Consider the following 25,160-nt stretch of genomic DNA (forward strand, 5'->3'; position numbering starts at 1 on the left):
GTTGCCCCAATCTCACCATTGGGGCAACTCTAATCTGTTTCAAATCATGCTCTACGAATCGTAAACTCAAAATCCATATCTACCGTAGGATCAATTTGATATTCATCAAGGACTGGCGCTCCCCAGCTGTCATCACCACCAACACCCATTTGACGCCCGGCAATCGTAACAACGGTATTGTGAATGTTCGGTAGCTCATAATGATGCGTCGCATTCTCCAACTCCATAGCCGAATAAGGCGATATATTGGCTTCAACTGGTGATGCGATTGGTGCCGATAGTATAATACCTTGGCCATGATCGTTGGTTATAGATACCTCACGCACACCTGTACGGTTGCCCGATTCCTGTGGTACCAGATATGCAGACACATTATCTGCTGCTTGGTTGCTGAAGCGACATAATCTTGCACCAAACGCACGGTCGATATAATTCTCTTCCGGCCCATTCGCATACCAATTCAGCTGGTAGTAATCCGCTGGTACCTTGAAGGTTAGAGCGAAGATGGGAAACTTCGGTAAATCTGGTTCTCCATGGTAGCTTGATTTTACTTTTATGCTTCCATCGGAGAACACCGTGTAAGTTACACTTACTCGTACTCCCTCCGACACGCTCAGTTTATACACATAAGTTACGGTCGCTCGGTCTGCCTCTTCCATGAGCTCAAAGCTTAACGCTCTCCGGGTCAAACTTGCTGCATACCAAGAGGAAGAATCGAAATGCATTCCCGCACCTTTGTCATTATCTGTCATTGCTCTCCAGAAGAGCGGCGCTGGCGGTGAGGAGATCATTTCCCGCCCCGAATATTTAACGGATATTAGGGTTCCAGCCTGCTTCGAAAATATTACGGAGAAGTCACGACCATGCACGCCGATATTTACATCCCCTTCAACAACGCGAAAATCGTTCACGCCAGGAGCTTCTTTAGTTTGTGTTGGACCCTCATCTTCTGACTTGTTCCCCACTTGAAAAACATGCTGTCCAAAGGCGATTTCATAGCCAGCTCTTGCCCATAACGAATCTTCCTTGAGCACAAGTGAAACATCCAAACTATACTCACCGGACTGATTCCTAATATCCGGTAAATCAAGCTCTACATATCTTTCTTCTCCTGGTTTAACCTGGGCGAATACAACCCCACGATAGATTTCCCTGCCCTCATAATTCAGATAATATTTCAACTTATATGCATCTAAGCTAACAAATAAATTCTCATTTCTAATGGTTACGCCATGACAATCCGGAGACAGTTTGATGTTCTGATATAGAAATTTCACTTCCTGCATTTTCGGCGACCATCTCCGATCCGCATACACTATTCCATTTCCGGAGAAGTTGTAATCGGTTGACCGGTCATCGAAGTCACCACCATAAGCCATGTAAGGTTTTCCATATCGATCATTTTTTACGATGACCTGATCCATGAAGTCCCAGATGAATCCACCTTGATACATTGGATACTTCTGCTCGAGTTCTGTGTATTTATGCAATCCTCCGACGGAATTACCCATCGCATGCATATATTCACAGCTAATATATGGCTTTAATGGATCCTCTTTTAAATACATTTCGATATCTGCTGCTTTCGCATACATCCGGCTCTCCATATCACTCGAATCATCATATTCGCGGTTATGGAATACTCCTTCATAGTGAACCAAACGGGTAGAGTCCTTCTTACGAAAATAATTCGCTACATTCAGAATGACTTCACCTGCAAAAGACTCATTGCCACAGGACCAAATCAGAATCGAAGGATGGTTCTTGTCTCTCTCTACCATAGAAATCGCACGGTCCATTACGATATCTTGCCATTCAGGTTTACTACCTGGTATGTTCCAAGACGGTTCTACGACCCCCATTTTCTGCCATGATCCATGGGACTCTAAATTCATCTCGTCAATAACATACACACCGTATTCATCACACAGCTCGTACCAGAGTGTTTCATTCGGATAGTGCGACGTCCGTACAGCGTTGATATTCGCCTGTTTCAAAGTCTTTATATCCCATAACATATCTTCTTTCGTAATGCTGCGACCGAAGCGGGAATTAAACTCGTGCCGGTTAACACCTTTGAATACAATACGTTTACCATTTAAATGCATAACCTTATCTATCATTTCGAATTTTCGAAAACCAACCTTTTGTGGCACAACTTCCACAAGATCTCCGGCTGCGTTGTAGACAGATACGTAAAGGGTATACAAACTAGGATCTTCTGCGCTCCACAGATGAACCTTTGATGCCTCAAGCACTAGAGAAACGGAATCTCCTGAAACTCTAGTCTCACTACGAACTACAAGATTTCCTGCCTTATCCTTAAGCTCTAGGACCACTTTCGAAGCTGACTTACCCATCAGCTGCAAATCAGCTTTTAGCGTTCCCTGCTCAAATTGTCCATCCAAATCAGTCTGAACGTGGAGATCCCGCACATGAACTTCCGGCACAGTGTATAAATACACGTCGCGAAAGATTCCGGAAAAGCGCCAAAAGTCCTGATCCTCCAGCCAACTCCCGGTACTGCGTTGATAGACCTCGACCGCCAGCTTATTATCACCATCCGTCAAATACGGCGTCAGATCGAATTCACTAGGAGTAAAGCTATCTTCGCTATAACCAACAAACTCCCCATTTAGCCAAACATAAAAAGCGGTTTCAACGCCTTGAAAAGATATATACAATGGACGTTGCTCCCACCCCGCAGGAACTACAAAATACTTCACATAGCTACCTACAGGATTGTGGTCCTCAGATATCATCGGAGGTCTAAGATGCTCATGACCGTCCCATGGGTACATCGTATTCACGTATTGTGGCTGCCCAAAACCTTGAAGTTGTATATGTCCGGGAACCTCAATATCATCCCATCCTCTACAAGACACGTTCTCTTTATAAAAATGCGCCTGCCGTTCCATTGCATTATGGGCGTAACTAAATTTCCAGCTTCCGTTAAGGCTGTGGCGCCAGGGCATTTCTCCAAACCTTTCGGCTTCAAGTGTCGTTTCATAATAACGATGATCGGAGTGCGCGTGCAATCTGCCTACTGCATAAATGGTAGGGTCTGACAACCATTCCAGACTTGGTGCGAGACCTCTGTCAACCTGCTGCTTCAACTATTTTTCCTCCTTCTTTTCTTAAAATGATTGCTTACTTATTTAACTGAACCCGTCATTCCAGCCACAAATTGCTTTTGCATCATGAAAAATACAAGTGCCGTCGGCAGAGTCGTAATGACAATCGCGGACATAATCAGACCATAGTCAGGCGCATAACCCGATCCAAGATTCGAGATTAGAAGTGGCACGGTCATATTTTCTTGGGATTGCAATACGATCAATGGCCATAAGTAGTTGTTCCAGCTGTTTAGGAATGTGATAATCGCGGCAGCAGCGTATGTTGATTTCATCGTTGGCATATAGATGCGGAAGAATAAACCAAATTCTGAAAGACCATCGATGCGGCCGGCTTCCATCATATCCTTAGGAAACATTTTTGTGCTTTGACGAAAGAAGAAAATTAGGAATGCTGTTGTGAATGTAGGTAAAATGACTGCCGCTGCTGTATCGATACCAAGAAACGGTACCACACTTGATACTTTAGCGAACATTTGAAATAGAGGTACCATGATCGCCGCAAATGGAATCATCATTGAAGCGAGCAAAATATTAAATACAATATCTTTACTCCGGCTACGGTACATTTCAAAACCATATCCAGCCGCCGAAGCTACCAGCAGTGAAAGCACAGTAGTCACCACAGAGATTTTTGCAGAATTCCATAGGGCTTGCCACATATCTACGGAACTAAATAAATTGTTTATATTCTTAAAAAGATGCGTACCTGGCAGCAATGTCCCTTTCGTTACATCAACTGATTGGTTCGTGGCGCTTATTACCATCCAGATAAATGGAAAGATAGAGATCAGCGCAGCGATGATTAAAAACAGGTAAGTAAACATGCGTTTCGTTTTCATTATCTCTTGTCTCCTCCTACTTTGTTCTGAATTAGCGTCAGAATGAGCACCATTACAACAATTGAATAGGAGACGGTTGCAGCGTATCCAAAGTCAGGTGTGTATTCAAAGGAAAGGTTATAAATATATTGGGAAATCGACATGGTTGCATTGCCGGGTCCACCTTTCGTGATGTTAACCACCTCGTCAAACAACTGAAGTGTTCCAATGGTCGATGTTATCGTCGTAAACAAGATAATCGGTTTTAATAGGGGAATTGTAATTTTTAAAAATTGCGTAAATGCACTGGCACCATCGATGTGAGCAGCTTCATAAATAGATTTGTCGACATTTTGCAGGGATGACAAATAGAAAATCATATTATAGCCAGTAAAGCGCCAAGTGATGGCAATGATGATCGTAACTTTGGCCCAGAAGGGGTCAGTAATCCACTGAATCGGTTCGCTGATTAAATGCAGATTCACTAGAAATTTATTGATGATACCTTCGGCTCCAAACATGTACTTGAAAACAACGGAGTAGGCTACAAGTGACGTTACCGTCGGCAGAAATATGGCCGTTCTGAAAAAACCTTTGAATTTCAGCCTTTCGTCATTAAGCAGCACAGCGATAAAGAGCGCCAGCACCAGCATGACTGGGACCTGAATAATTAAATAAATAAATGTGTTTTTGACGGCTGTAAGGAACGTGGTATCACTAAACAGTCGAATATAGTTATCAAATCCCGTAAAATGAAGACTGCTTCCTCTCCCCGTCTTAAAAGATAGAATTAAAGCTTGGATCATTGGATAAAAATAGAAAACACTGATCATGATAACCGGCACAAGGACGAATAACCAACCCGTCAGATGAATCTGCCGTGACCCTTTAGAGCTCTTTAGTTTTTGCGGGCTTAGCCCCGTCTTTATATTTCCCACTCCACTCCGCACCCTTCTGTCTTATATATTAGAGATGAAAGCCCCTGCTATTCATCCTTCTGTAGAAATCCAATTTACAGGAGAAGAAGGAGCAAGGGCATAGTTTGTACAGCCTAAGTGCGATTAGCGAATTTGAGTATCCGCTTGCTTCTGCGCATCCTTCAGCACAGTATCCACATCTTTACCGCCTAGATAAGATTGCATCGCTACAACCATTATGTCCTCTATTGCGTAAGTGTTCATGCCGTAGTTGACGTTTGGAATTTGCTCGGTCCATGCTGCAAAGTCCGATACAACCTTTTGGCCTTTGAAGAATTCATCCGTAGCTGAGTAAGCTTCTCCGCTTGCGGCTGCTTTCAAGGTACCGATGACTCCCACTTTTGTATTCAGTGTCTGATACAATTCAGCGTCAGAAGCAAATGTCTTAGCAAGGAACTCCGCAGCGGCTTCTTTACCATCTACATTCATTACATACCAAGAGCTACCACCAAGGTTGGATGCGTGAACGGATCCTTCTGTTGTTGCTAGCTTAGGAAGTGGAGCTACAGCCCACTTACCGGATTGAGAGGCTTCGGCTTTAATCGAAGCAGTTATCCAGTTACCTGTTGGAACGGAAGCCACTTCACCACTATTGAACGCACCTACAAATTGGCTCCAGTCCGAAATTACTTTCACTATGCCGGAATCCATCATTTCTTTGTAAATTACAAATGCCTCTTTCAGTGCAGCGTTGTCTGTTATCGTCGGAGTCTGACCATCTTTTCCTGTATACCACGCTCCTGCCGATTGGATCATTACTCGGATTTGTCCAAGATCATTAGGATCAAGCGTGAGCATACTTTTACCAGTTTTCGCTTTTACAGCTTTACCGATCTCGATATATTGCTTCCAATCGATATCCTGTAGTGCATCAAGGCTATAACCGGCTTGTTCGAGATAGTCTGTCCGTACGTACATTCCTGTCACACCAGAATCAAACGGAACACCATATTGCTTGCCGTCAACACTGGTCGGACCAATCTTATAATCTGCAAAACTATCAGCTTTTACGAGGTCCGTTAATTCATAAAAGGACTCCGGATACGCTTGCAAGAAGCTCTGTGCACGGTAATCCTCTATGAGCACAATGTTAGGCAGACCCTTCGTAGAACCAGAGTTTAACCCCGTGTTCAACTTTTGAACGATATCAGCCTGTGCGTTCTCTACGACGTTAATCTTTACGTCTGAATTGACTTTCTCATAAGCTTCTTTGGCAACATTCATGGCGGCAATGTTAAACGCCGGGTCCCAAGCCCAAACTGTAATCTCTTTTGCTTGGGTACTACCCTCGGCTCCGGAGTTACCAGAGTTGCTCGTTTCATTTTTCGTTCCACCTGTGGAACATGCCGACAATAGAACCACACTAGCCAGCATAATGGATAATAATTTTTTCACTACGTAAACCCCCTTGTTAATCTGAAAAATAATAAAGATGGAAGCGTTTTCCCTGCTACGCATCCATCTTATCATTTTGTATTCGTATTCTTTGGCAGTATCTTTGTTAGCTTTGGTGTTATTATTGGATCCTGTTTTGATTCTCATTTCGACTCTGGTACTATTTTTAGATTCATGTAAAATTTTTAGTTTTTTAACAATGGAAGCGTAATAATGATTTTCGTACCTTCATTTCGTTTGCTTGTAATGTTAATCCCGTATCTTTCCCCGTATAACAATTTGATTCTATCATCTACATTTCTTATACCGATCCCGGAGAACAGTTGGCGTTTGTGCTTCGACGCTGGTAGTTGCTCCTCTTCCATCAAATTCGGGTCAAGATCCATTCCATCACCATTATCTACAACTTCACATACAAGTTGATCTTCCTGCACAGCAATCATAATCAGAATTCTTCCCTCATCTTTCAGGTTGAATGCATGGAAAAAAGCATTTTCGATAAAAGGTTGAAGAATTAGCTTCGGCATATGATAATCCAAGCTCTCAGGCTCAACAAAGTAATTCACACGAATCTTCTCACCGTACCTCACGTGATTAATATACACATAATGCTTCAGTGACTCCAATTCTTGACTAACTGGAATGGTAGAATGAACATCACTAACCGTATTTTGCAGAAGTGAGATTAGCGAATTTATCGTTCCTGCTGCTTTTTCCTTATTGCCCTGCTGCACCAGAAATTTGATAGAAGCCAGCGTATTATATAGAAAATGTGGATTGATCTGCATTTGGAGTGCTGCAAGCTCCGCATTACGCTGCTGCTTCTGAGTCTCCATCAACCGGACAACATAATCATGTAGCGAATCTAGCATATAATTAAATGCGTTCCCAAGCTCCCTGACTTCATAGCTGCTTGTCTCGACATTTACATGATTATCAAACCCTCCCGTAGGAATACTAGACATCTGTTTAACGAGAACACGCAGGGACTTCGTCATTTTTCGGGTAATTAATAATACGATAATGAGCGAAATAGCGACAATAGCCATGATCGTCAATGTCACCGCTTTGGCATTCACCATCTGTCCGGTCACGGCGTTCTTATCAATTAGGTTCACCAAATAAAAATCAAATTCAGATAAGTATTCCGAGAACACAATTCGTTCATTCCCCATAACATAGGTTGACTCGCCATCTTTACCTCCACCCTCTACTTCTTGAAGCAGTTGCTTATCTAGGAGCCCAATCATTTCTGTCTTGTTGCTGGATACAATCAATCCCTTCTTGTTCAGCAACACTACGTCATTACCTTCACTCGTAAAGTTTGCGTAAAAGGGCTTGAAATCTCGATCACGAATGGCCACGTACATGGTCCCATAGATTCTACCAGTCGAATGATCAAATAAAGCTTTAGAAGCCACCAACATAGGCTCTTTCTCGTTTACTTTATTATCTCTTAAATCAAGTTGATACAGGATTTGATCAGGATGGGCTACGGTCTCCTTCGTAATCGGGTGAGCCATAAGTTCATCTGCAGAAATGGCCCAATACCAAGGATCTGTTGAATAACTCCTGCCATTCACGCCGACGATCATAATACCAACATCAACGGCACTGAGGTTAGAGCGAATTGCACGCATACCTTCTGTCATATGATATGTTCTGATGGCGAGATTTACTGCATCCGTCTCTCCGCTAGATAAATAGTTTCGGATCGCTTCATTCTGAGCCATCATAGTAGCGCCAGTAGCAATAATGTTATTGTAAGATTCTAGGTTTATCTTCATCTGGTTCAACAGTTTGCCGTTTGTTATGCTAAAGGTCTGTAAAAATAATTTCTCTGACATGCTGATTGTAATAGCCAGCGTTAGGAGTGATACGGTTACGATGCTAATGAGAGTCACGAGAAACAGCTTGAGAAATAAGCCCTGCTTTCTAATCTTGTTCATGATATTTCCAATCATGGCTGAGCTACATCCCGTCTCCGGTGCTGGCTCGGAGAAATGCCAGTCTGCTTTTTAAATACCTTGGTGAAATAACTCTGATCTGAGTAACCTACGCTTGCGCTAATATCGGAAATTGATTTCTCCGTTGTCTCGAGCAACTCCATAGCTTTTTCCACCCGGACTTTGTTCAGGTACTCACTAAACCCTTCGCCATTATGTGCCGTGAAATAACTCGATAAATAAGAAGCATTGAAATGGAACTGTCTAGCTACCTCTGTCAGTGTGATCGGATCTGCATAATGATTCTGAATATATTCGAGCAGCTTTGTCATATTTGGGTTAACCGATGGATTCGTCTCACCAATGGTGCGCTCAACTTCACGAATGAATGCTTCAGTAACAGCAATAGCATCACTTGCATACAACGCTTCATCTATTTTTCGGAAGTAGTCGTATTTGGTCTCCTCCAGTCCTCCGATCTCACACTTCATTTTTCCAAGCGTAGTCGCTACGTTAAATATAAAGTTCCCCAATAATGATTTGAATTCGAAAATATCAAGGCGATAATCCATTGAACGAAGATGGACATATTCCAGAAACTCTGTAAATGCTTTCTGGAATTGCTTACGTCTCAACTGATCCATTAATTCTCCCATGTCAATTTCCTGATATGCTCTTGGAAGGGCCGGTAAATGATCATTCTCAATCAGACTTCGTTCCGGCAAGTAGAAACTGTATCGGGTAAGCTTCAAGTAATTGTCACGATAAATCTCACCAAGCCTCTCAAAGTCCGCGAAGCTCTGACTAATAATAAAATGCGTATCACGTACACGATGTGCTATTTCCGAGATGAGATATCGAAGCTCTATCACAAATTCTTCCCATTGTTCAGGATTAGCGTTGAGTAAATAAATAACCGAGTCGTTAACAAACTTTAGTCGAAAAAACACTGCATCATCCAAAGCGAACTTACGAATTCCTCTTTCTATTTCATTTGCGAACGTTAACTTATCACCAGAATCTTTAATATGTTTCATTTCCGCTCCGAAAAACAAGAATTGTCTGTGAGGAAACTTCGAATGTAGCAATTTGGGTTCCAGCACTGACTCATATCCTGTCATTAGCTTCTCGATGACATGCAAAAGCTGCTTTTCCTCAGGATCCGTATCTGGATCAGTCAACTTCATTCCTGCCATTTTAGCCGTACTTTTATTTAGGATAGATAACAAATAATCGGCTTCTAGCTTCGGCTTCAGGATATAGTCCGCCACACCACTTTGAAATGTGGATCGAACGTAATCATATTCACTGAAACTGCTTAAGACGATTACTTCAATGTGAGGGTACTTCTCCTTCACGATCTGAACTAGCTTCTCCCCGCCCATTATAGGCATTACGATATCTGTAATAATAATATGAGGGCTGACCTCCTCCATCATATTTAGTGCTTCAAGACCGTTAGAAGCCTCGCCAACAATTCGGTACCCTTCTTGTTCCCAATTCAACAGGTGCTTGATTCCTTGTCTAACCAGCATCTCGTCATCCACAATCATAATCTTGAATATCGGTTTCATTTCTGCCCCCTTGCAGTTTTTCAACCTATTATTGTAATCATTCACAGACTGAACAAATTTTAAAAGCCTTGATCAAAAAGCCGTCCTTTCATTCTATCGAAGGCTGTGTTGTAACCGTTTTCTTTTTATCTGGCAGTGTTCAACACATTCGACATGGAGGACCTTCTATACAAATAAAGCATAAGACTTTCTTAAATTTGTTTAACCCAAATAATAGTCCTCACAAGTAATTATGGTCAAGCCCTCAATTTTTCATCTAGGCAAAGGTCAAATTCAAATTATTTGAATAACAGTAATCATATATCGTTTTGCAATAAACAAATATTGATTAACGAATTAAATTAATGTATTATATGCTTATCAAATAAAGAAGAACCATCCATGAGACTGATTACACATCATGGTGTGGAAAAGGAGAATATCATATGAAAAAAAAATATCTAATAGCCTCTGCCCCCCTATCGTTAGGAATCATTAGTTTAATGATCTCGAGAATAGTTGATTCAAGTGTGGGATCAGATGGTATGTTGCATGAGCCGCTCTTTTTCTTAATTCCGCTGGGCTTCCTGTTTCTTTTCAGTGGTATTATTGCTTTGCTGTTTGTGGGTTTAGGTTCAGCCCTTAATAAGAAAAAAAAAATATCGTAATAACGTTAAGTTGGAACCATAACATTTTATTGTGATAAGAAAGAAGCCGCGAAATTCGCGGCTTCTTCTGTGTGGTGTTCATATAAATATGAGATAGACCCTATTAACTCAACTTCTGTTGGAGTAAAACTGCCAGCTCTTCAGCCGTATCCCAAACGATCGGACGGATATTTTTCACCTGTACGAAAAGGTTATTGGCATCGCTGCTGTTCACAGTCCAAATCACTGGTATATTCAAACCGAGCGCATATCCTGCAGTAAAATACACCTCAGGGGATTGACCGGTTAAATCAGCGATAATCAGTTTACTCTCCTCTATAAACTCCAAGGAATACGGTTCACGGTTTTGCGTTGTCGTATGCCTTAGCAAACGTGGTATATAACCAAACTGCTCGATTTTAGGGAGCAGTTTTTCTACCCACACCGTGTGTAAATCCTCCGCATCGGACATTAGAACGATACAGGGTTTTAATTTTTTGCCTCCTGCGATTGCCGCAGCTTCATTCCATCCCGCATCCGTCAACTTAAAGGTCATGCCTTCCCTAATCATATACTGATCGTTAATCAGCTTATCTATGATATATACCAGTTCTTGCAGATTAGGCGAATACGTCAGGTTATAGCTACTGGAGAGTGGTTGAATAACAACGGATTCCCCGGGGGCTTCAGAATGTCTGTATAAGTATTGCAGTAAACGGTTTCCTTTATCTTCAATCGTCACTGGAATTTTCGGGGAATTTACAATGGATTCTAAATCGTCGGCCGATAGACTGAACTTCTCTCCACGATCTGTCAGCTCCCGTATATAAGCCGATACGACATGAAACATATCGCGTTTCTTTTGATGCGCGAGAGAATTTATAGGCTCATAGCTGTCTCTCAATAAGTTATAGAAGCCGTCAGGAGAACAATTACAACCTAAATATTTATCGTAATCGCCTTCCGATGTAATGGATACCATCTCATCACAGAACAAGCAGTATTTCTTAATCATTACAACTCATCACCTCTTATTAATTGATATCCCCTTACCTTACCAAGAATATCTTAAAAAGTAGACAAGAAGATATTTCCTATAGTGCAAAATACAATTTTCCACACTGCAATAGTATTATTTTTATATATTTGAAGAGAAAATTTATATTGACTCATAATTTGTTAATAAAGTTTTTTATAGAAAATATAACCAATATTTATTTTATATCTTATCTTTTTTGAATCCCGATTATAGAAACTTATTAATGAACACAGCCTAAAGGCGCTGTCAGCCAGTGGATGGGATAAACAGGCTGACGGTGCGCTTATCCAACAATCAAAGAATGTATATGCAGATTATCAAGAATGGTATCTCGAGGATTTAGGGAACGGATATTGTAATATCAGAAACGTAATTAGTGGAGATCTATTGGATGTTGAAGGTTCTTCTTCGTCCGATCGAGCCAATATTATTCAATGGCCGAGCAATAACGGGTGGAACCAAGAATGGAAACTTATCCCAACTGGTGAAAAAGACTCATAGATAATTATAAACAGATCAAGTGGCAAGTTATTGGATATATCGGAACAATCGACATCCGACGGAGGACAGGCCATTCAATGGAGTGATAATGACGGCCACAATCAGCACTGGTATTTCTTAACCTAATGAATTATTAAGCTATAATCGAATTCAAGAAATGGCGATGCAGAGATAACATTCTGAGCACCGCCATTTTCATGCTTTTAGAACGGACGAAGTACCCTTAAAGTGAGCGAATGAAGGCTGGGTAGGCCCGTTTCTCTATTCCTTTTATTAGCGGAACCAATCATAATAACGATAGTTCGGTTATTTTTTACTCAATCGTTCAATTTTTTCATCCATACGTTCTAGTATTCTATTCATCTCTTCCATTCTAATTATGAGTTACTTGCTTCTGTAAAGTCTCTATTCCCGCTTTTATTGCGATTACCATGTGGGATAATACCGATGCGTTCATAATAGCGGAGCGTATCCGGCGTCAGATTGAATTGTTCACTTACTTCTGTAATAGTCATACTTTTGATATCCTCCGGTACTTGATATTAATTAAAACCAATGATTGGGTGCGGCGTATAAGGCTCTTCTAAGAATGCAATTTCTTGAGGTGTTAACGTAATGGATAGTGCTCCTACAGCATCTTCGAGATGTGATATTTCCGTAGCACCAATGATAGGAGCGGTAACTGGTTCTTTCTGAAGCAACCATGCAAGGGCGATATGAATCCGCGGAACACCATGTTTTTCGGCGATAGCAGTCACCCGCTCCACAACTAATCGATCTGCATCTGCAGTTCCATCATATTTGGATTTTTGTATTTGATCGGTCTCTGAACGATGTGTCGATACTGCCCAGTCACGAGTTAATCTTCCGGAGGCCAGCGGACTATAAGGGATAACACCGATTTTCTCTTCCTTACAAAGTGGCAACATCTCGCGTTCTTCTTCACGGTAGATTAGGTTGAGGTGATTCTGCATCGATACAAAACGAGTCCAACCATTCTTCTCCGCTACATATAAAGCTTTCTGAAATTGCCAAGCATACATAGCTGAAGCACCAATGTATCTTGCTTTGCCCGCCTTAACAACATCATGAAGAGCTTCCATCGTTTCTTCGATAGGTGTGTGATAATCCCACCGATGGATCTGGTACAAATCCACATAATCTGTTCCCAATCTTTTAAGACTCTTGTCGATCTCACTCATAATTGCTTTTCTGGAGAGACCCGCACCATTCGGACCTTCATGCATACGATTGTAAACCTTAGTCGCGATGACAATTTCATCTCGATTAGCATAATCCCTAAGAGCTCGTCCGAGAATCTCCTCACTTGTTCCATCCGAATACACATTAGCCGTATCAAAAAAAACAATTCCGAGCTCAAGGGCTTTTTTTATGATCAGCCGACTCTGCTCCTCATCAAGCACCCACTGATGGATCCAACGGTCTGCTACCCCGAAGCTCATGCAGCCTAGACACAGCCTGGATACATCTAAGCCGGTATTGCCAAGTTTCACATAGTCCATTTACATAATTCCTCTCTTTCAATGGATTTAAATGTTCATTTCCTGATATCTGTTATTATTTCATTTGGAGTTCACTCCAAGTCAAGTCATTTATGAATCTAACTGCTTTAAGCCTGTTCACTCGCCCTTTTCAGAAGGAATTGTGTCCTTAAGTTTTTTGTTCCATAGAATAACTTAATGATGTTTCTGGAGTTCTACTTGGGCAAAAGAGGTGAAGCAATCCCATGATCCACAATGCTCGCCATTAGTGTAGGCTGAAGCAAATCCATAAACACTTCGAGCATCATCATAAGTGGTGCTAACACAGACCACACCCAATATGGCCTTAAGTAACTCTTAAGTTTCCACATTCCATCACCTTTTAAGATAAATATGTGATTTTTGACTTCATCGGTGTTCTTGGCTTAGCATTTGGAACTTCCTCCGGATATCCAATGCCAAATACTCCAATTACATCGTAATCTTGCGGGACACCCAGAATCTCACGATTATGAGGCAGAGCACCTAAAGAAGCCCAATATGCTCCAACCCCTGCTTCATGTGCAGCTAATAAGAAATTCTGTGCGAAACAAGCAGCAGCCATAACATTCTCGTCGCGTTCAAATGCGGTTGCACCAGGTTTGGATAAGACAGCAATTACGACAGGAGCATTTCCGAAATTCGTCTTATGCTTTAATTTAGCTCTAGTATCAGGACCGACAAATAGAAGTTCCCAAGGTTCGTTCATACGATGGTTTGGAGCATAACTTGCTGCTTCCAGCCAATTCAATAATTCATCCTCATGAATAGAATCCGCCTTAAATTGCTTAATACTTCTACGGGTTTTAATTATATCAATGGTTTTCATTTTTTTGATCATTCTCCTCTTTTTTAATTTCGCCAACAGTCTTATCTTCCGGCGTTACTTCATGAATCTGAAAAATATGGATAAACTCTTCTATGATCGCTTCCGTTGCCTTTAATTCACCGCTAATCACTTGCTTGATCGAATCCAGCTCCGGTGTTTGCAGCTGCCGCTGCAAAGTTGCTCGATTCACATTAAGCTTTTCCAAAAATGCTAGAGCTCTGCCGCGACGAAAAGTTTGAGCACTTTTTGGGGGACCATCCACAGAATACATCCCATGTCTGCTCATATGCTCACGATCTCTATGCTCTCCATGGTCTTTGTGTTCCCCATGTTCTCTATGACCGCGTTTTCCAAAATGTCCATCACGCATAGTTATTCCCCCTTAACTTTGTATACATATGTATACGTTTCGGTTATGTATACAAATGTATACGAGATGATCTGATCCTGTCAAGTTTATTTTTCCTTTTTGTAACATCAGCATTATTCATTTCTGAATCCGAAAAATCAATAAAAAAACCTGCGTAAAGCGCAGGCTTAAAGAGAGATATGTTCCGATAGATATGGTCTTTGATCTTTACAATTTTACTAGTACCGAGTGGCAGTGCTTGCCCAAACAGCCCTTATTTGACACAAGATAACTGTATTTCTTCTTATTAATTCTTATTAATCTGTAATTAAAACTGATTGCTTATTGACTTTTATCTTTTCTAAAAAGCGTTTCTTCAGCAACCTGCGCTAGTTCCTCCGCTTTTAAGCTTATCTCTTGAATCGTTGCAGAAAATTCCTTAATTGCTCCTGATTGACTACCGGTAAGCGCGTGAATATCAGAAAACGTATGATTTAACCGTTGCAAAAGTTCCTGAATATTCTTAGAAATGCCATTAATCTGATCCACATTTTCCTTGGAGCTCGTCGCCAGCTTCCGAATTTCATCGGCAACGACCGAAAATCCTCTCCCAAATTCTCCGGCTCTTGCCGCCTCAATAGAAGCGTTAAGTCCTAACATGTTGCTCTGATCCGATATCTCTTTAACCACAGTCGAAATCTTTCCGATCTGCTGAGCACTGGAGCTAACATCCTTCATTTGGTTTGTTACGTCCGTCACACGATCGGTAAGATGAGAAACCGATTGGCTTATGTCATCAATAGATGCCGTTGTCTGTTCGACAATAGCGGAAAAACTCTCTGCCATCTCAAAAAGCTTATTCGCTTTCTCGAGGCTTGTACCCATACCGATACCACCGATTACCTTGCCCTGCTCGTCATGAAGCGGTATCGCACGTGCAGCAAGCGGAAAACCAAACAGCTCTTTCGGAACGACAGCCGATAATGCTGTATCATTCCTAATCGCATTTGTTACAATATCCCCTTCCATCAGTGGGTCCCCAGGATTGACATTCAGCGAGAATGTTTTCCCCGGAATGTTGATGATCAGTTTTTTCGTGTCATAAATGCCAATTGTAATGTCATCGTTATAAAGACTATTCAGTAGTGGAGCCACTTTTACGAAAGCATTAATCAGTTCATGATGTGTTTTTTCTACAGTTATATCATTCATAGTTTATCCTCCAAACCCTTAATAAGGGAGTTTTCTTTGTCCATAATTAACTGAAATCCATTTCATCGTTGTAAATTCATCCAAGCTCCATTCCCCATTTAAACGGCCTATACCAGACTGTTTCTCTCCTCCGAAAGCTACAATCGGCTCATCGTTAATCGTGACATCATTCACATGAACCATTCCAGTGTGGACCTTCTTAGCCATTTCTACACCACGCTCAAGATTGGAAGTATGAATTGCTCCGCTTAGCCCAAAACGTGTATCGTTGGCAATTTCAATAGCTTCCTCATCCGTTTCGAACGGAATGATACATACAACTGGTCCGAACAGCTCCTCTTGTGCAACAGCCATATCCGTTTTAACATTAATAAGGATAGTAGGCTCTACCATTCGGCCGGTAATCTTACCATGCAACAGAGGAACAGCGCCTTGTTCAATGCCCTTTGCAATTAGCTTCTCCAGTGCCTCTGCTTGGCGGTGGTTGATGACTGGTCCAATGATGGTCTGTGGATCACTCGGATCACCAGTTGTAAGTGTAGATACCTTCTCTTTGAATTTATTTACAAAATCCTGATAGATCGCCTTATGTACAATGATTCTGTTGGCAGACATACAAATCTGACCTTGATGTGTGAATCTACTGAATGTCGCAGCTTGTACTGCGTAGTCGAGATCCGCATCTTCCATGATAATGAACGCGCTATTCCCGCCGAGCTCTAGTAACGGCTTTTTGAAATTCTTGATTGCCAGTTGGCCTATATAGCTTCCAACCTTAGTCGAACCCGTGAAGGAAATGATTCTCGGAATCGGATGCTCGACGAATGCGTCGCCAATCTCCTCTATATCCGTCACTACAACATTTAATAGACCCTTCGGTATACCTGCTTCTTCGAAAATTTTGCCAATCAGAGTTCCACCCGTTATGGGTGAATCTTCGTGCGGTTTAAGCACCACACCATTTCCAGCACCGAGCGCAGGAGCAACCGACTTCATAGACAAGAAGAAAGGAAAGTTAAAAGGACTAATAACCCCAACCACACCTGCTGGGATGCGGTACAACCGATTCTCCTTACCATCCTCTGTAGAAGGCAAAATCTTACCCTCCATTCTAAGTGGGAACGTAGCCGCTTCTTTTACCATATTTTTCACAAGACCAATCTCAAATGCTGCCTTCAGCTGCGTTCCACCCAGTTCCTGAACAATAATGGAAGCAATTTCTTCCTCATTCGCTTCAATATATTTAACAGCGTTCTCAAGGATGTCACGTTTAATATATGGGTTAATCTTATCCCATTCCAGCTTTGCTTTATAAGCTGCCTGATAAGCATCGTCAATGTCAGCAACGCTGGCTATTTGAAAAGTATTGATTACATCATCATTATATGGATTGATGTCTGTCAGTGTTTTACAACTCTTCCCTTCTCTCCATTCCCCACCTATAAATTGTTTTCCTAGCTCTGAGTAGTTCATAATTTCCCTCCAGTGTATATAAATACCAAACAATCTATATATTATCGACATAATAGAGATAGTTGTGAAGACAAATTTAATTTTCACGTAAACGCCATTTCAGCCGACACATTATCTACCTCCAATAAACTAATCAAGTATTGACAAGGTACAAAGAATAGAACTATAATCTAAACAATTCCTAGAAAAACACTATGAATTAAATGATATTCGAAGTATCTACTCTTAATTGGGTTGTCCAGAAGAAGGAGTGTAAACACATGCCAAATGTTCAAACTTTCAAAGCAACTGCTCATTTACAAGATGGGGTTAAGGTTATTACAAAAGCAAGACAATTCGAGCTTGTCATCGACGAACCTCAAAGTCTTGGGGGCACAGATACTGGAATGAATCCTGTTGAAGCTTTGCTTGCTTCTTTAGGGGCCTGCCAATCTATTGTTGCCCGAGTTTATGCCTCAAAATTTGAGGTGGAACTTGAAGATTTCAAAGTAGACGTAGAAGGCGATCTGGATCTCGACGGATTTTTTAACCGTTCCGAAGTCCGTCCTGGTTATTCCGATATTCGATATACATTCTACATAAAAACCTCATCGCCTGCCGAGAAGGTCGAAGCATTCGTGCAATTTCTAGAAAGCAAATGCCCTGTAGGTGACACGATTGCTGCCCCGGTGAATCTTAAGCTGAATCGTATTATTATTGAGAATTAAACTTTTGTATATCTATAGTATCTAGGGCTGTAAAGTTGCATAAAGCAACTTTACAGTCCTTTTTCATTTCCCCTTCTCCTCCATCATATAATGCTAAAAATGAAAGACTTCGGAGGTACTTAAGGAATGAATCCTATACTGAGCACAGTAGATAATGAGATCGATCGTTTAACAGCATTCCTGATTGATCAACAGCAGCGAGATGGTTCTTGGCATTTTTGTTTTGAGAATGGGATCGTTATCGATGCCTATGTCATCATCCTCTTTCGGATATTGAACATACAAAATGAAGACCTGATTCGACAGCTACATGATCGTATTCTTGCTGAGCAGCAGTCTGCTGGATTCTGGCAATTGTATAGAGATGAAGAAGATGGAAACTTATCTACCTCGGTTGAAGCCTACTACTCCCTTCTATACTCTGGATACAGTAAGGTGACAGATGAGCCGATGTTGCGCGCTAAAGATTATATTCAATCCAAAGGAGGGATTGGAAAAGTTACTAGCACCTTAACTAGAGTCATTCTCGCAGCTACAGGACAAAGCAAGTGGCCTTTATCGATCTCTTCGATTCCTCTAGAAGTTTTGCTATTTCCAGCTTATTTTCCTATTAACTATTTTGAGTTCTCTGGCTACTCAAGAGTGCATCTCACACCAATGCTTATAATGGCCGATCGGCGTTTCTCGATCTCAACAGCTAATGCCCCTAATCTGTCTGATCTCATAGAGACGCGTATTGAATCAGATGAACCTGCTTCCCGCGGATATCAAGAGTTGCAGGACGTTATTCAATCTGGCCTAAACAGAATTCTTGGAAGTCCTCATTATATTCACGAAGTTGCCCGTGCCAAAGCAGAACAGTTCATGCTCCAGCGAATTGAATCCGATGGGACCTTGTACAGTTATGCAACCAGTACAATTCTTATGGTGTTTGCATTGCTGGCTTTAGACTATGATCAGCAGCATCCTCTGATTGTGAATGCTATTCATGGACTTACCTCAATACAGTGCCGTTCTAACGCTAAAACGACGATACAAAACTCTCCATCCACAGTATGGGATACAGCTCTAATCACCTATGCTTTGCAGGAGGCTCAAATACCCGATGACCATTTCGCTATTAAACAAGCCGCTTCGTATCTGCTATCCAGACAGCAGCATAAAACCGCTGATTGGAGCATCCATAATCCGGATACGATTCCTGGGGGTTGGGGATTTTCCGAGTCAAATACGATTAATCCAGATGTAGATGACACGACAGCAGCATTACGGGCCATCCGAAGCTTATCGATGACTCACCCGTCTTATCAGGAACCATGGAATCGTGGACTGAATTGGGCCCTAACCATGCAAAATAAAGACGGTGGCTGGCCAGCATTCGAAAAAAATACCAATAAGGAAATGCTCACATGGCTCGCAATCGATGGGGCTAAATCTGCTGCCATTGATCCCTCAGAGGCCGATCTTACCGGACGTACCTTGGAGTATCTTGGAAACTTCGCTGGACTTGATATGCGGCACGAATTCATCAAACGAGGAACAAAATGGCTGATTCAACATCAGGAGAAGGATGGTTCATGGTACGGAAGATGGGGCGTTTGTTACATCTATGGAACCTGGGCTGCATTAACAGGTTTGCAGGCTGTTGGCCTGCCTCCAGAACATGATGCGCTGAAAAAAGGAGCGGAGTGGCTCCTAAGCATTCAAAACTCGGACGGGAGTTGGGGAGAATCTTGTCACAGTGATCGGTTATTGCGATATGTGCCTTTGGGTGAGAGTACACCTTCGCAGACCGCATGGGCGCTTGATGCCCTTATAGCGGTTAAACCGGAACCTACACCTGCGGTTGATCGCGGAATTCATAGACTTATCGCATCAATGCACGAAGACGATTGGAAGAGTTCATATCCGACAGGTGCTGGTCTTCCCGGCAATTTCTATTCCAATTATCATAGCTATCGTTATATCTGGCCACTGATCACGCTGAGTCATTATAGAAAGAAATACGGAGAACTGTAGAATGAAATTTAGGTGCGGATTTACTTATTTTATAGTTCTACAAAATACAGTTAAACGTCCCACTTATCTCACTTATCTCACTTACTTTATCTCACTTTCTGGGGTTATTGAGCAGTAAACTTTGACTTTTCAGACATTAGCTAAACGATGGCATCAGCCAGCGCTATGCCGATCACTACATTCTTTTATCGCCTGCAGCGAATGCGGCATATACCATATTCATTCATCAGCATCATTGCTCGATTTACTCTTTAGAGCGCGAAACCGAAAATATCCCCATTCAAGAAACAGGCGTGATCGTTGGCGGTTTAGGTGACCGTTCCCATGCATGGGTTACCTGCAATGTTGCTGCATAGGTGATCAACGAAACGAATAGCGCTCCGGACAGTTCAATGATCTGTCCCAGATCCATTCGTTCCAGAATACCGTGAGCCGTCATCCCGCAAATCGTCATGACAATTCCTCCCGCGCCCACCTTGAATACAATGCGAAAGTCAAAATAAAATCCGATCGTTCCTGCCACAGATAAAAAATTCAGCAGTGTCAGCAGCAAGAGCCCCAATCCGAATCCCATAGCAACCCCTTCGATTCCAATATTTGAACCGAGAACAAAGATCGCAATCACTTCAAAAATATTCGTAAGAATATGGTTCCACATGACGGTTGATGCTTTCCCCAAACCAAGTAGAATCGCTTGCAGTGGTGCTCCAAAATAATAAAGAAAAAATAAGGGGGCAATCAACCTTAACAGCTCGCCCGCTTCTGCCGAATGATAGATCATTGTCGTTAATGGTACAGCCCATATGTACAGGATGATTGTACATGGGAGACCTACAATAAGTGCGGATCGCATAGCCATATCCATACGACTATGCATAAGCTTGCTATTGTTGCTCACACTTGCTTCGCTGATCGCCGGTATTAATGCAGTAGACAACGATTGTGTGAAGAAGCTGGGGAGAAACAACATTGGGAGAGCATATCCCGCCAGAAGTCCGAATTGCTTAGTCGCCATCTCAACACCCACACCAAACAGTACCAGACTTTTCGTTATAAGCAGTGGGAGAAACGCATGATAGATTGAATGAATAAAACCGCTGCCAGTCATCGGTAAGCCAATGCGCAGCAGATCTCTCAACGTACTGTCTCCTTTGGGCGAAATACTTGATGTAGGCGGTGGGGAGGTTTTGATCTTCCCCCGATTTGCCCATTTGAAGACAGCAAACAAATAGAGCAAACCAAAACCTTCGCCGATAACGGATGCCGCCATAGCGCCCGCAGCTGCATAGGCAATACCATAGGGCAGCAAAACGTTGACAACACCGATAATGACAATGATTTGTGCCAAATTCTCAATAATATCGGAAAAGGCCAGCGGGTTCATGTTCTGTTTTCCACGAAAATAACCTTTCAATACAGCTGACATCGCAATAATTGGAATGATCGGTGTAATCGCGACCATAGCATAATACGCCCGCTGATCGGCTAAAAAAACCGATGCGATCCATTTGGAACCAAATAGAGCCACTAAAGTTAGAATAATACTCAATGTACCCGTAATGCTTAAGGATACTTTGAGAATTCGCTTTACCCGCGCTTCATCCTGCTTAACCTCGGCTTCTGAGACAAGCTTTGAAATCGCAACAGGAAGCCCCAGTTCTGTCAGTGTAATAAACAAAGGAAGTAGGGGATGAGCAATCATAAGCAGACCTACTCCCTCGGCTCCCAAAAAACGTGCCAGCAAAACTCCGTTCAAAAATCCGAGCCCTTTTGTAAAAAATGACGACACGGTTAAAATGAACGTGCCACGAATAAAGCTTTGTTTACGCATCCCCATTTCTAAGCATCTCCACCTATGGTTTGTCCTGGTTCTACTTTCTAACTTATTCAAACAAACTCAAGCACATGCAGAGAAGTAGTTATAAAGTATTTAATCTGCAAAAAGCCCGACACACCATAGTCGGTGTATCGGGCAATTTTCTCATAATTTAGTATCTGAGTTGACTCTCTATAAACCTAGAATGTTAACGCTCTATCGAACTTTAACGCATAACATTTAGTCGATTTTATTAAACTCGATCCAGTCGATCTGCAAACCTGGTTTGATGAATTCTAATTTCATATCATACAAACCTGCTTCGAGTTCAACTTTTACAAGCTTTTGTCTAATCCATTGACCTTCAGTACCATTCGTTTGAATGGTGGTCATCAACTGATCATTCACTGTCACATTGCACGCACTTTGAGCAAGCTCAGGTTCCGTTGACATGATATGCACCAGAATACGGTATTGACCAGCCTGTTCCACTTTAAAGCTAGTCGATCCTTCAACGACAGGTTTGACCTGTGGATTCTGTGATAAGGATTGAGCATGCTCTACAGTAAGAGAAGGATTAGCTTTGAAGGACTCTACTGTTTCAACAATTTCCTGTTTTCTCGAGAATACAGGTGCATTCATGATAAACTCACAAATGTTTATGGCAGAACGTTGGAGTTCTCCACGGGTTAATGTACCATTTCCCAAGGACTCAATGGTATTGTCATTCCATCCGTTAATTTCTGCACCATAGTTAGCTACAACCATATAGAGGTCATTTTGTGCACGAACCATCCAGTTTGTAAATTTACGGTCTGCTGGTCCGCCATTAACGACATCATTCATAATCGCCCACCAGTCAGTCATTACAATGCCTTTAAAGCCCCACTCCCCACGAAGAATCGTGGTGTTCAAATCATAATTAGAAGCCGCCCAATGTCCGTTAACTGGATTGTAGGAGGTCATTATAGAATTCGAGCCACCCTGTTTCACCGCGATTTCAAAGCCTTTCAAATAAATCTCACGAAGTGCACGTTCAGACACCACGGCGTTTACTTTACTACGATGTTTCTCCTGATTGTTACAAGCAAAATGCTTCATCGTGGCGGTAGATCCGCCTTTCAAAATACCGCGAGTACATGCAGCAGCAAACACTCCAGAGATCAAAGGATCTTCTGAAAAATACTCAAAGTTACGTCCATTAAGCGGACTGCGGCGGATATTAAGGCCAGGTCCAAGCAAGGAATCCACGTTATTTCTTAACAACTCTTGACCTTCCATAACATAAAGCTCTTCTACCAATTCCGCATTCCAAGTAGCTGCAAGAAGTGTTCCGATAGCAACTTGAGTCGCCTTAGCTCCGCTGTCCATACGAATTCCTGAAGGACCATCTGCCGTACAAGCCACTGGAATTCCGAGATTAAACAAACTGTCACTTACGCCACCAAATGCAGATGCTGTGCCCGGTGTAACTAAAGGACTGCTCATGCCTTCACCACGTACAATTGCAGCCAAATCCTCATCACTGAGCTGCGCAATAAAGGCTTCCATACTAACTTTCTGTTCATACACGTCTCTTAATTTATATCCTTTATTTCCTGTTTGTGAGATCGTCTCTGGAAGATTAGTTTCAATTCGCTCAGCTAACGAAATCTTACGTTGAGGAACCTCTACATAGACGATTTCATACGAACCGTCAGCTTTCCGAGTACCTGGCATCATTCTTGTAAAACTTTCCGTTGGTGCAAGAGCTTCTTGCAACTGCTCCACAACTTGAAGAGCTTCTACGACGTAGCCGTCTTTACCCTCAACGCCGACTGCTACCACTTGTTTAACACTAGTTCCCACATACAAACGGTACGTACCTTCTTCGAGAACATAGGCAGAAGCATGTCCTGTCACGCCTGCGTCATCATAAGAAGCCATCGAATGAACAGAGAAACTCACGGTAAGGCGCTGCGCTTCACCCGGTTCAAGAACTTTTGTCTTACCGAATGATACCAGAGCTTTAGCGGGTTTACCGAGCTTACCTTGCGGTGCTTCATAATAGACCTGAACAACCTCTTTACCAGCATAGGTAGTTCCTGTATTGGTAACGGTTACGCCGACTTCAATAAAAGACTCGCCTTCTTTGGTAATCACTTTAGCTTCTTCTGGCTTGATACTGAAGGTTGTATAAGATAACCCGTAACCAAATTCAAATTGAACCTTATCTGGGCAAAATGTTTCGAAATAACGATATCCTACATAGATATCTTCCTGATACAAGTTCGTAAATTCATTGCCGTAATTCTGTGTTGATGGGTAATCATTAATGGAATAAGCGATTGTATCCGTCAGTTTACCGCTTGGAGTTACCTCTCCTGACAGCACATCTGCAATCGCATTTCCGCCTTCCATACCACCCTGCCAAGAATAAATCACAGCTGAAATCGGATATTTGTAGCTTTCATCATTCATCCAGTTCATATCGATAATGTTCGAGACATTCAGAACAACGATTGTTTGCTCAAAATATGTAGTTACCTGCTTCAGCATAGCCTGTTCATCATTCGTTAATTGGTAGCTGCCTGGTGCATCAGCATTATCCTGATCTTCTCCAGCCGTGCGACCGATTACAAGGATGGCTTTATTCGATTTGTTTCTAGCTTCAGAAACCAATTCATCGCTCAAAGACATTTCCTTCTGATGCCAAGGTTCTGCAGCCCATGCGCCTCCACCATTATCAAATGGATTCTGTTCAATCCACTTTTCATAGACAGCTGCCAGTTCTTCGTTAACTGTAAGGTTCTTTTTACTGCGAAGACCATCCAATAAATTAGTCGTATAAGTAACATGGACACTACCGCCGGAACCTGTACCACTGCGATAATAATTCACTTGGGATCTGCCAAAAATCGCAACATTATCGCCTTCGCCAAGCGGAAGTACCTGATTATCATTCTTCACCAGCACTGCACCTTCAGCGGCTACTGTCCGGCTAAATTCTGCAAAACCTTCTAATGGAATTCCCACATTCTGTGTGCTCAACTTATTTCCTCCTGTTATTCAATTCTATAGGTTGTTTCTTGAAATCTTCATTTCTTTAATAACATCCTAACAATGCATCTATATTATTATAGTACATTGGAAAACTGGAATATATATAATAATTAACTTTATTAATATAATAATTTTAGTTTAGACCATTCACTAATTTAA

General features: G+C 41.9%; 19 protein-coding genes and 1 pseudogene. 4 read left to right on the forward strand and 16 right to left on the reverse strand.

What is annotated here, in order from left to right; genetic code table 11:
* Nucleotides 1-44: 44 nt before the first annotated feature.
* The 6 genes from lacZ to UQ64_RS12100 all read right to left on the reverse strand — a co-directional run bounded on the left by lacZ (nt 45) and on the right by UQ64_RS12100 (nt 9,847).
* On the reverse strand, nt 45-3,116 hold the full coding sequence (gene lacZ / locus UQ64_RS12075; protein WP_060623694.1) for a beta-galactosidase, LacZ type: 3,072 nt from the start codon (nt 3,114-3,116) through the stop codon (nt 45-47).
* A gap of 38 nt (nt 3,117-3,154) precedes the next feature.
* Complete coding sequence (locus UQ64_RS12080) at nt 3,155-3,976, reverse strand: carbohydrate ABC transporter permease (RefSeq protein ID WP_060623695.1); 822 nt, start codon at nt 3,974-3,976, stop codon at nt 3,155-3,157.
* Nucleotides 3,976-4,788 (reverse strand): carbohydrate ABC transporter permease, encoded by an 813-nt coding sequence (locus UQ64_RS12085; RefSeq protein ID WP_245237945.1) that lies wholly within the window; start codon nt 4,786-4,788, stop codon nt 3,976-3,978. The genes UQ64_RS12080 and UQ64_RS12085 overlap by 1 nt, the downstream gene beginning before the upstream one ends.
* Nucleotides 4,789-5,016: 228 nt before the next feature.
* On the reverse strand, nt 5,017-6,327 hold the full coding sequence (locus UQ64_RS12090; RefSeq protein ID WP_060623811.1) for an ABC transporter substrate-binding protein: 1,311 nt from the start codon (nt 6,325-6,327) through the stop codon (nt 5,017-5,019).
* A gap of 185 nt (nt 6,328-6,512) precedes the next feature.
* Nucleotides 6,513-8,291 carry a sensor histidine kinase gene (locus UQ64_RS12095; RefSeq protein ID WP_060623696.1) on the reverse strand — a complete coding sequence of 593 codons (1,779 nt, stop codon included), beginning with the start codon at nt 8,289-8,291 and terminating at the stop codon, nt 6,513-6,515.
* Nucleotides 8,288-9,847: a response regulator transcription factor gene (locus UQ64_RS12100; RefSeq protein WP_060623697.1), complete on the reverse strand. Its 1,560-nt coding sequence runs from the start codon at nt 9,845-9,847 to the stop codon at nt 8,288-8,290. Before UQ64_RS12100 ends, UQ64_RS12095 begins: the two co-directional genes overlap by 4 nt.
* A 425-nt stretch (nt 9,848-10,272) precedes the next feature.
* Between UQ64_RS12100 and UQ64_RS12105 the strand changes: the two genes are divergently transcribed.
* Nucleotides 10,273-10,494 (forward strand): DUF3955 domain-containing protein, encoded by a 222-nt coding sequence (locus UQ64_RS12105; RefSeq protein ID WP_060623698.1) that lies wholly within the window; start codon nt 10,273-10,275, stop codon nt 10,492-10,494.
* Nucleotides 10,495-10,597: 103 nt separating this feature from the next.
* On the opposite strand, the gene UQ64_RS12110 is transcribed toward UQ64_RS12105, so the two are convergent.
* Nucleotides 10,598-11,488 carry a hypothetical protein gene (locus UQ64_RS12110; protein WP_060623699.1) on the reverse strand — a complete coding sequence of 297 codons (891 nt, stop codon included), beginning with the start codon at nt 11,486-11,488 and terminating at the stop codon, nt 10,598-10,600.
* Between the two features lie 243 nt (nt 11,489-11,731).
* Here UQ64_RS12110 and UQ64_RS32870 point away from each other — a divergent pair.
* A pseudogene (locus UQ64_RS32870) lies at nt 11,732-12,139 on the forward strand (RICIN domain-containing protein).
* A 251-nt stretch (nt 12,140-12,390) separates the two neighbouring features.
* Here the strand turns inward: UQ64_RS32870 and UQ64_RS30045 are convergent.
* From UQ64_RS30045 to yfmT, 7 genes are all read right to left on the reverse strand, one after another.
* Nucleotides 12,391-12,528 carry a MerR family DNA-binding transcriptional regulator gene (locus tag UQ64_RS30045; protein WP_082651098.1) on the reverse strand — a complete coding sequence of 46 codons (138 nt, stop codon included), beginning with the start codon at nt 12,526-12,528 and terminating at the stop codon, nt 12,391-12,393.
* A gap of 27 nt (nt 12,529-12,555) precedes the next feature.
* Complete coding sequence (locus UQ64_RS12115) at nt 12,556-13,536, reverse strand: aldo/keto reductase (RefSeq protein ID WP_060623700.1); 981 nt, start codon at nt 13,534-13,536, stop codon at nt 12,556-12,558.
* Between the two features lie 194 nt (nt 13,537-13,730).
* Nucleotides 13,731-13,886 carry a hypothetical protein gene (locus tag UQ64_RS30815; protein ID WP_156417524.1) on the reverse strand — a complete coding sequence of 52 codons (156 nt, stop codon included), beginning with the start codon at nt 13,884-13,886 and terminating at the stop codon, nt 13,731-13,733.
* Nucleotides 13,887-13,897: 11 nt separating this feature from the next.
* A complete protein-coding gene (locus tag UQ64_RS12120; protein WP_060623701.1) occupies nt 13,898-14,383 on the reverse strand; it encodes a nitroreductase family protein in 486 nt (161 codons plus the stop codon).
* Nucleotides 14,370-14,753 carry a hypothetical protein gene (locus tag UQ64_RS12125; RefSeq protein WP_060623702.1) on the reverse strand — a complete coding sequence of 128 codons (384 nt, stop codon included), beginning with the start codon at nt 14,751-14,753 and terminating at the stop codon, nt 14,370-14,372. Before UQ64_RS12125 ends, UQ64_RS12120 begins: the two co-directional genes overlap by 14 nt.
* Nucleotides 14,754-15,074: 321 nt before the next feature.
* Entirely contained in the window at nt 15,075-15,944 is an 870-nt protein-coding gene (locus UQ64_RS12130) for a methyl-accepting chemotaxis protein (RefSeq protein ID WP_060623703.1), read from the reverse strand.
* 18 nt (nt 15,945-15,962) lie between these two features.
* Nucleotides 15,963-17,420 (reverse strand): benzaldehyde dehydrogenase, encoded by a 1,458-nt coding sequence (yfmT, locus tag UQ64_RS12135; RefSeq protein WP_209445784.1) that lies wholly within the window; start codon nt 17,418-17,420, stop codon nt 15,963-15,965.
* Nucleotides 17,421-17,677: 257 nt separating this feature from the next.
* Here yfmT and UQ64_RS12140 point away from each other — a divergent pair, with 257 nt between their 5' ends.
* Both UQ64_RS12140 and shc read left to right on the forward strand, forming a co-directional pair.
* Complete coding sequence (locus tag UQ64_RS12140; RefSeq protein ID WP_060623705.1) at nt 17,678-18,124, forward strand: OsmC family protein; 447 nt, start codon at nt 17,678-17,680, stop codon at nt 18,122-18,124.
* Between the two features lie 126 nt (nt 18,125-18,250).
* Nucleotides 18,251-20,143, forward strand: coding sequence for a squalene--hopene cyclase (gene shc, locus UQ64_RS12145; RefSeq protein ID WP_060623706.1), 1,893 nt, complete (start codon nt 18,251-18,253; stop codon nt 20,141-20,143).
* Between the two features lie 280 nt (nt 20,144-20,423).
* Here shc and spoVB read toward each other — a convergent pair whose 3' ends face one another.
* Both spoVB and UQ64_RS12155 read right to left on the reverse strand, forming a co-directional pair.
* The gene (spoVB, locus tag UQ64_RS12150; RefSeq protein WP_060623707.1) at nt 20,424-21,980 is read right to left on the reverse strand and encodes a stage V sporulation protein B; all 1,557 of its coding nucleotides are present in this window, start codon (nt 21,978-21,980) and stop codon (nt 20,424-20,426) included.
* A 219-nt stretch (nt 21,981-22,199) separates the two neighbouring features.
* Nucleotides 22,200-24,989 (reverse strand): glycoside hydrolase family 3 C-terminal domain-containing protein, encoded by a 2,790-nt coding sequence (locus UQ64_RS12155; protein ID WP_060623708.1) that lies wholly within the window; start codon nt 24,987-24,989, stop codon nt 22,200-22,202.
* Nucleotides 24,990-25,160: the final 171 nt, after the last annotated feature.

The sequence above is a fragment of the Paenibacillus etheri genome (assembly GCF_001012825.1).
Taxonomy (GTDB): Bacteria; Bacillota; Bacilli; order Paenibacillales; family Paenibacillaceae; genus Paenibacillus_AQ; species Paenibacillus_AQ etheri.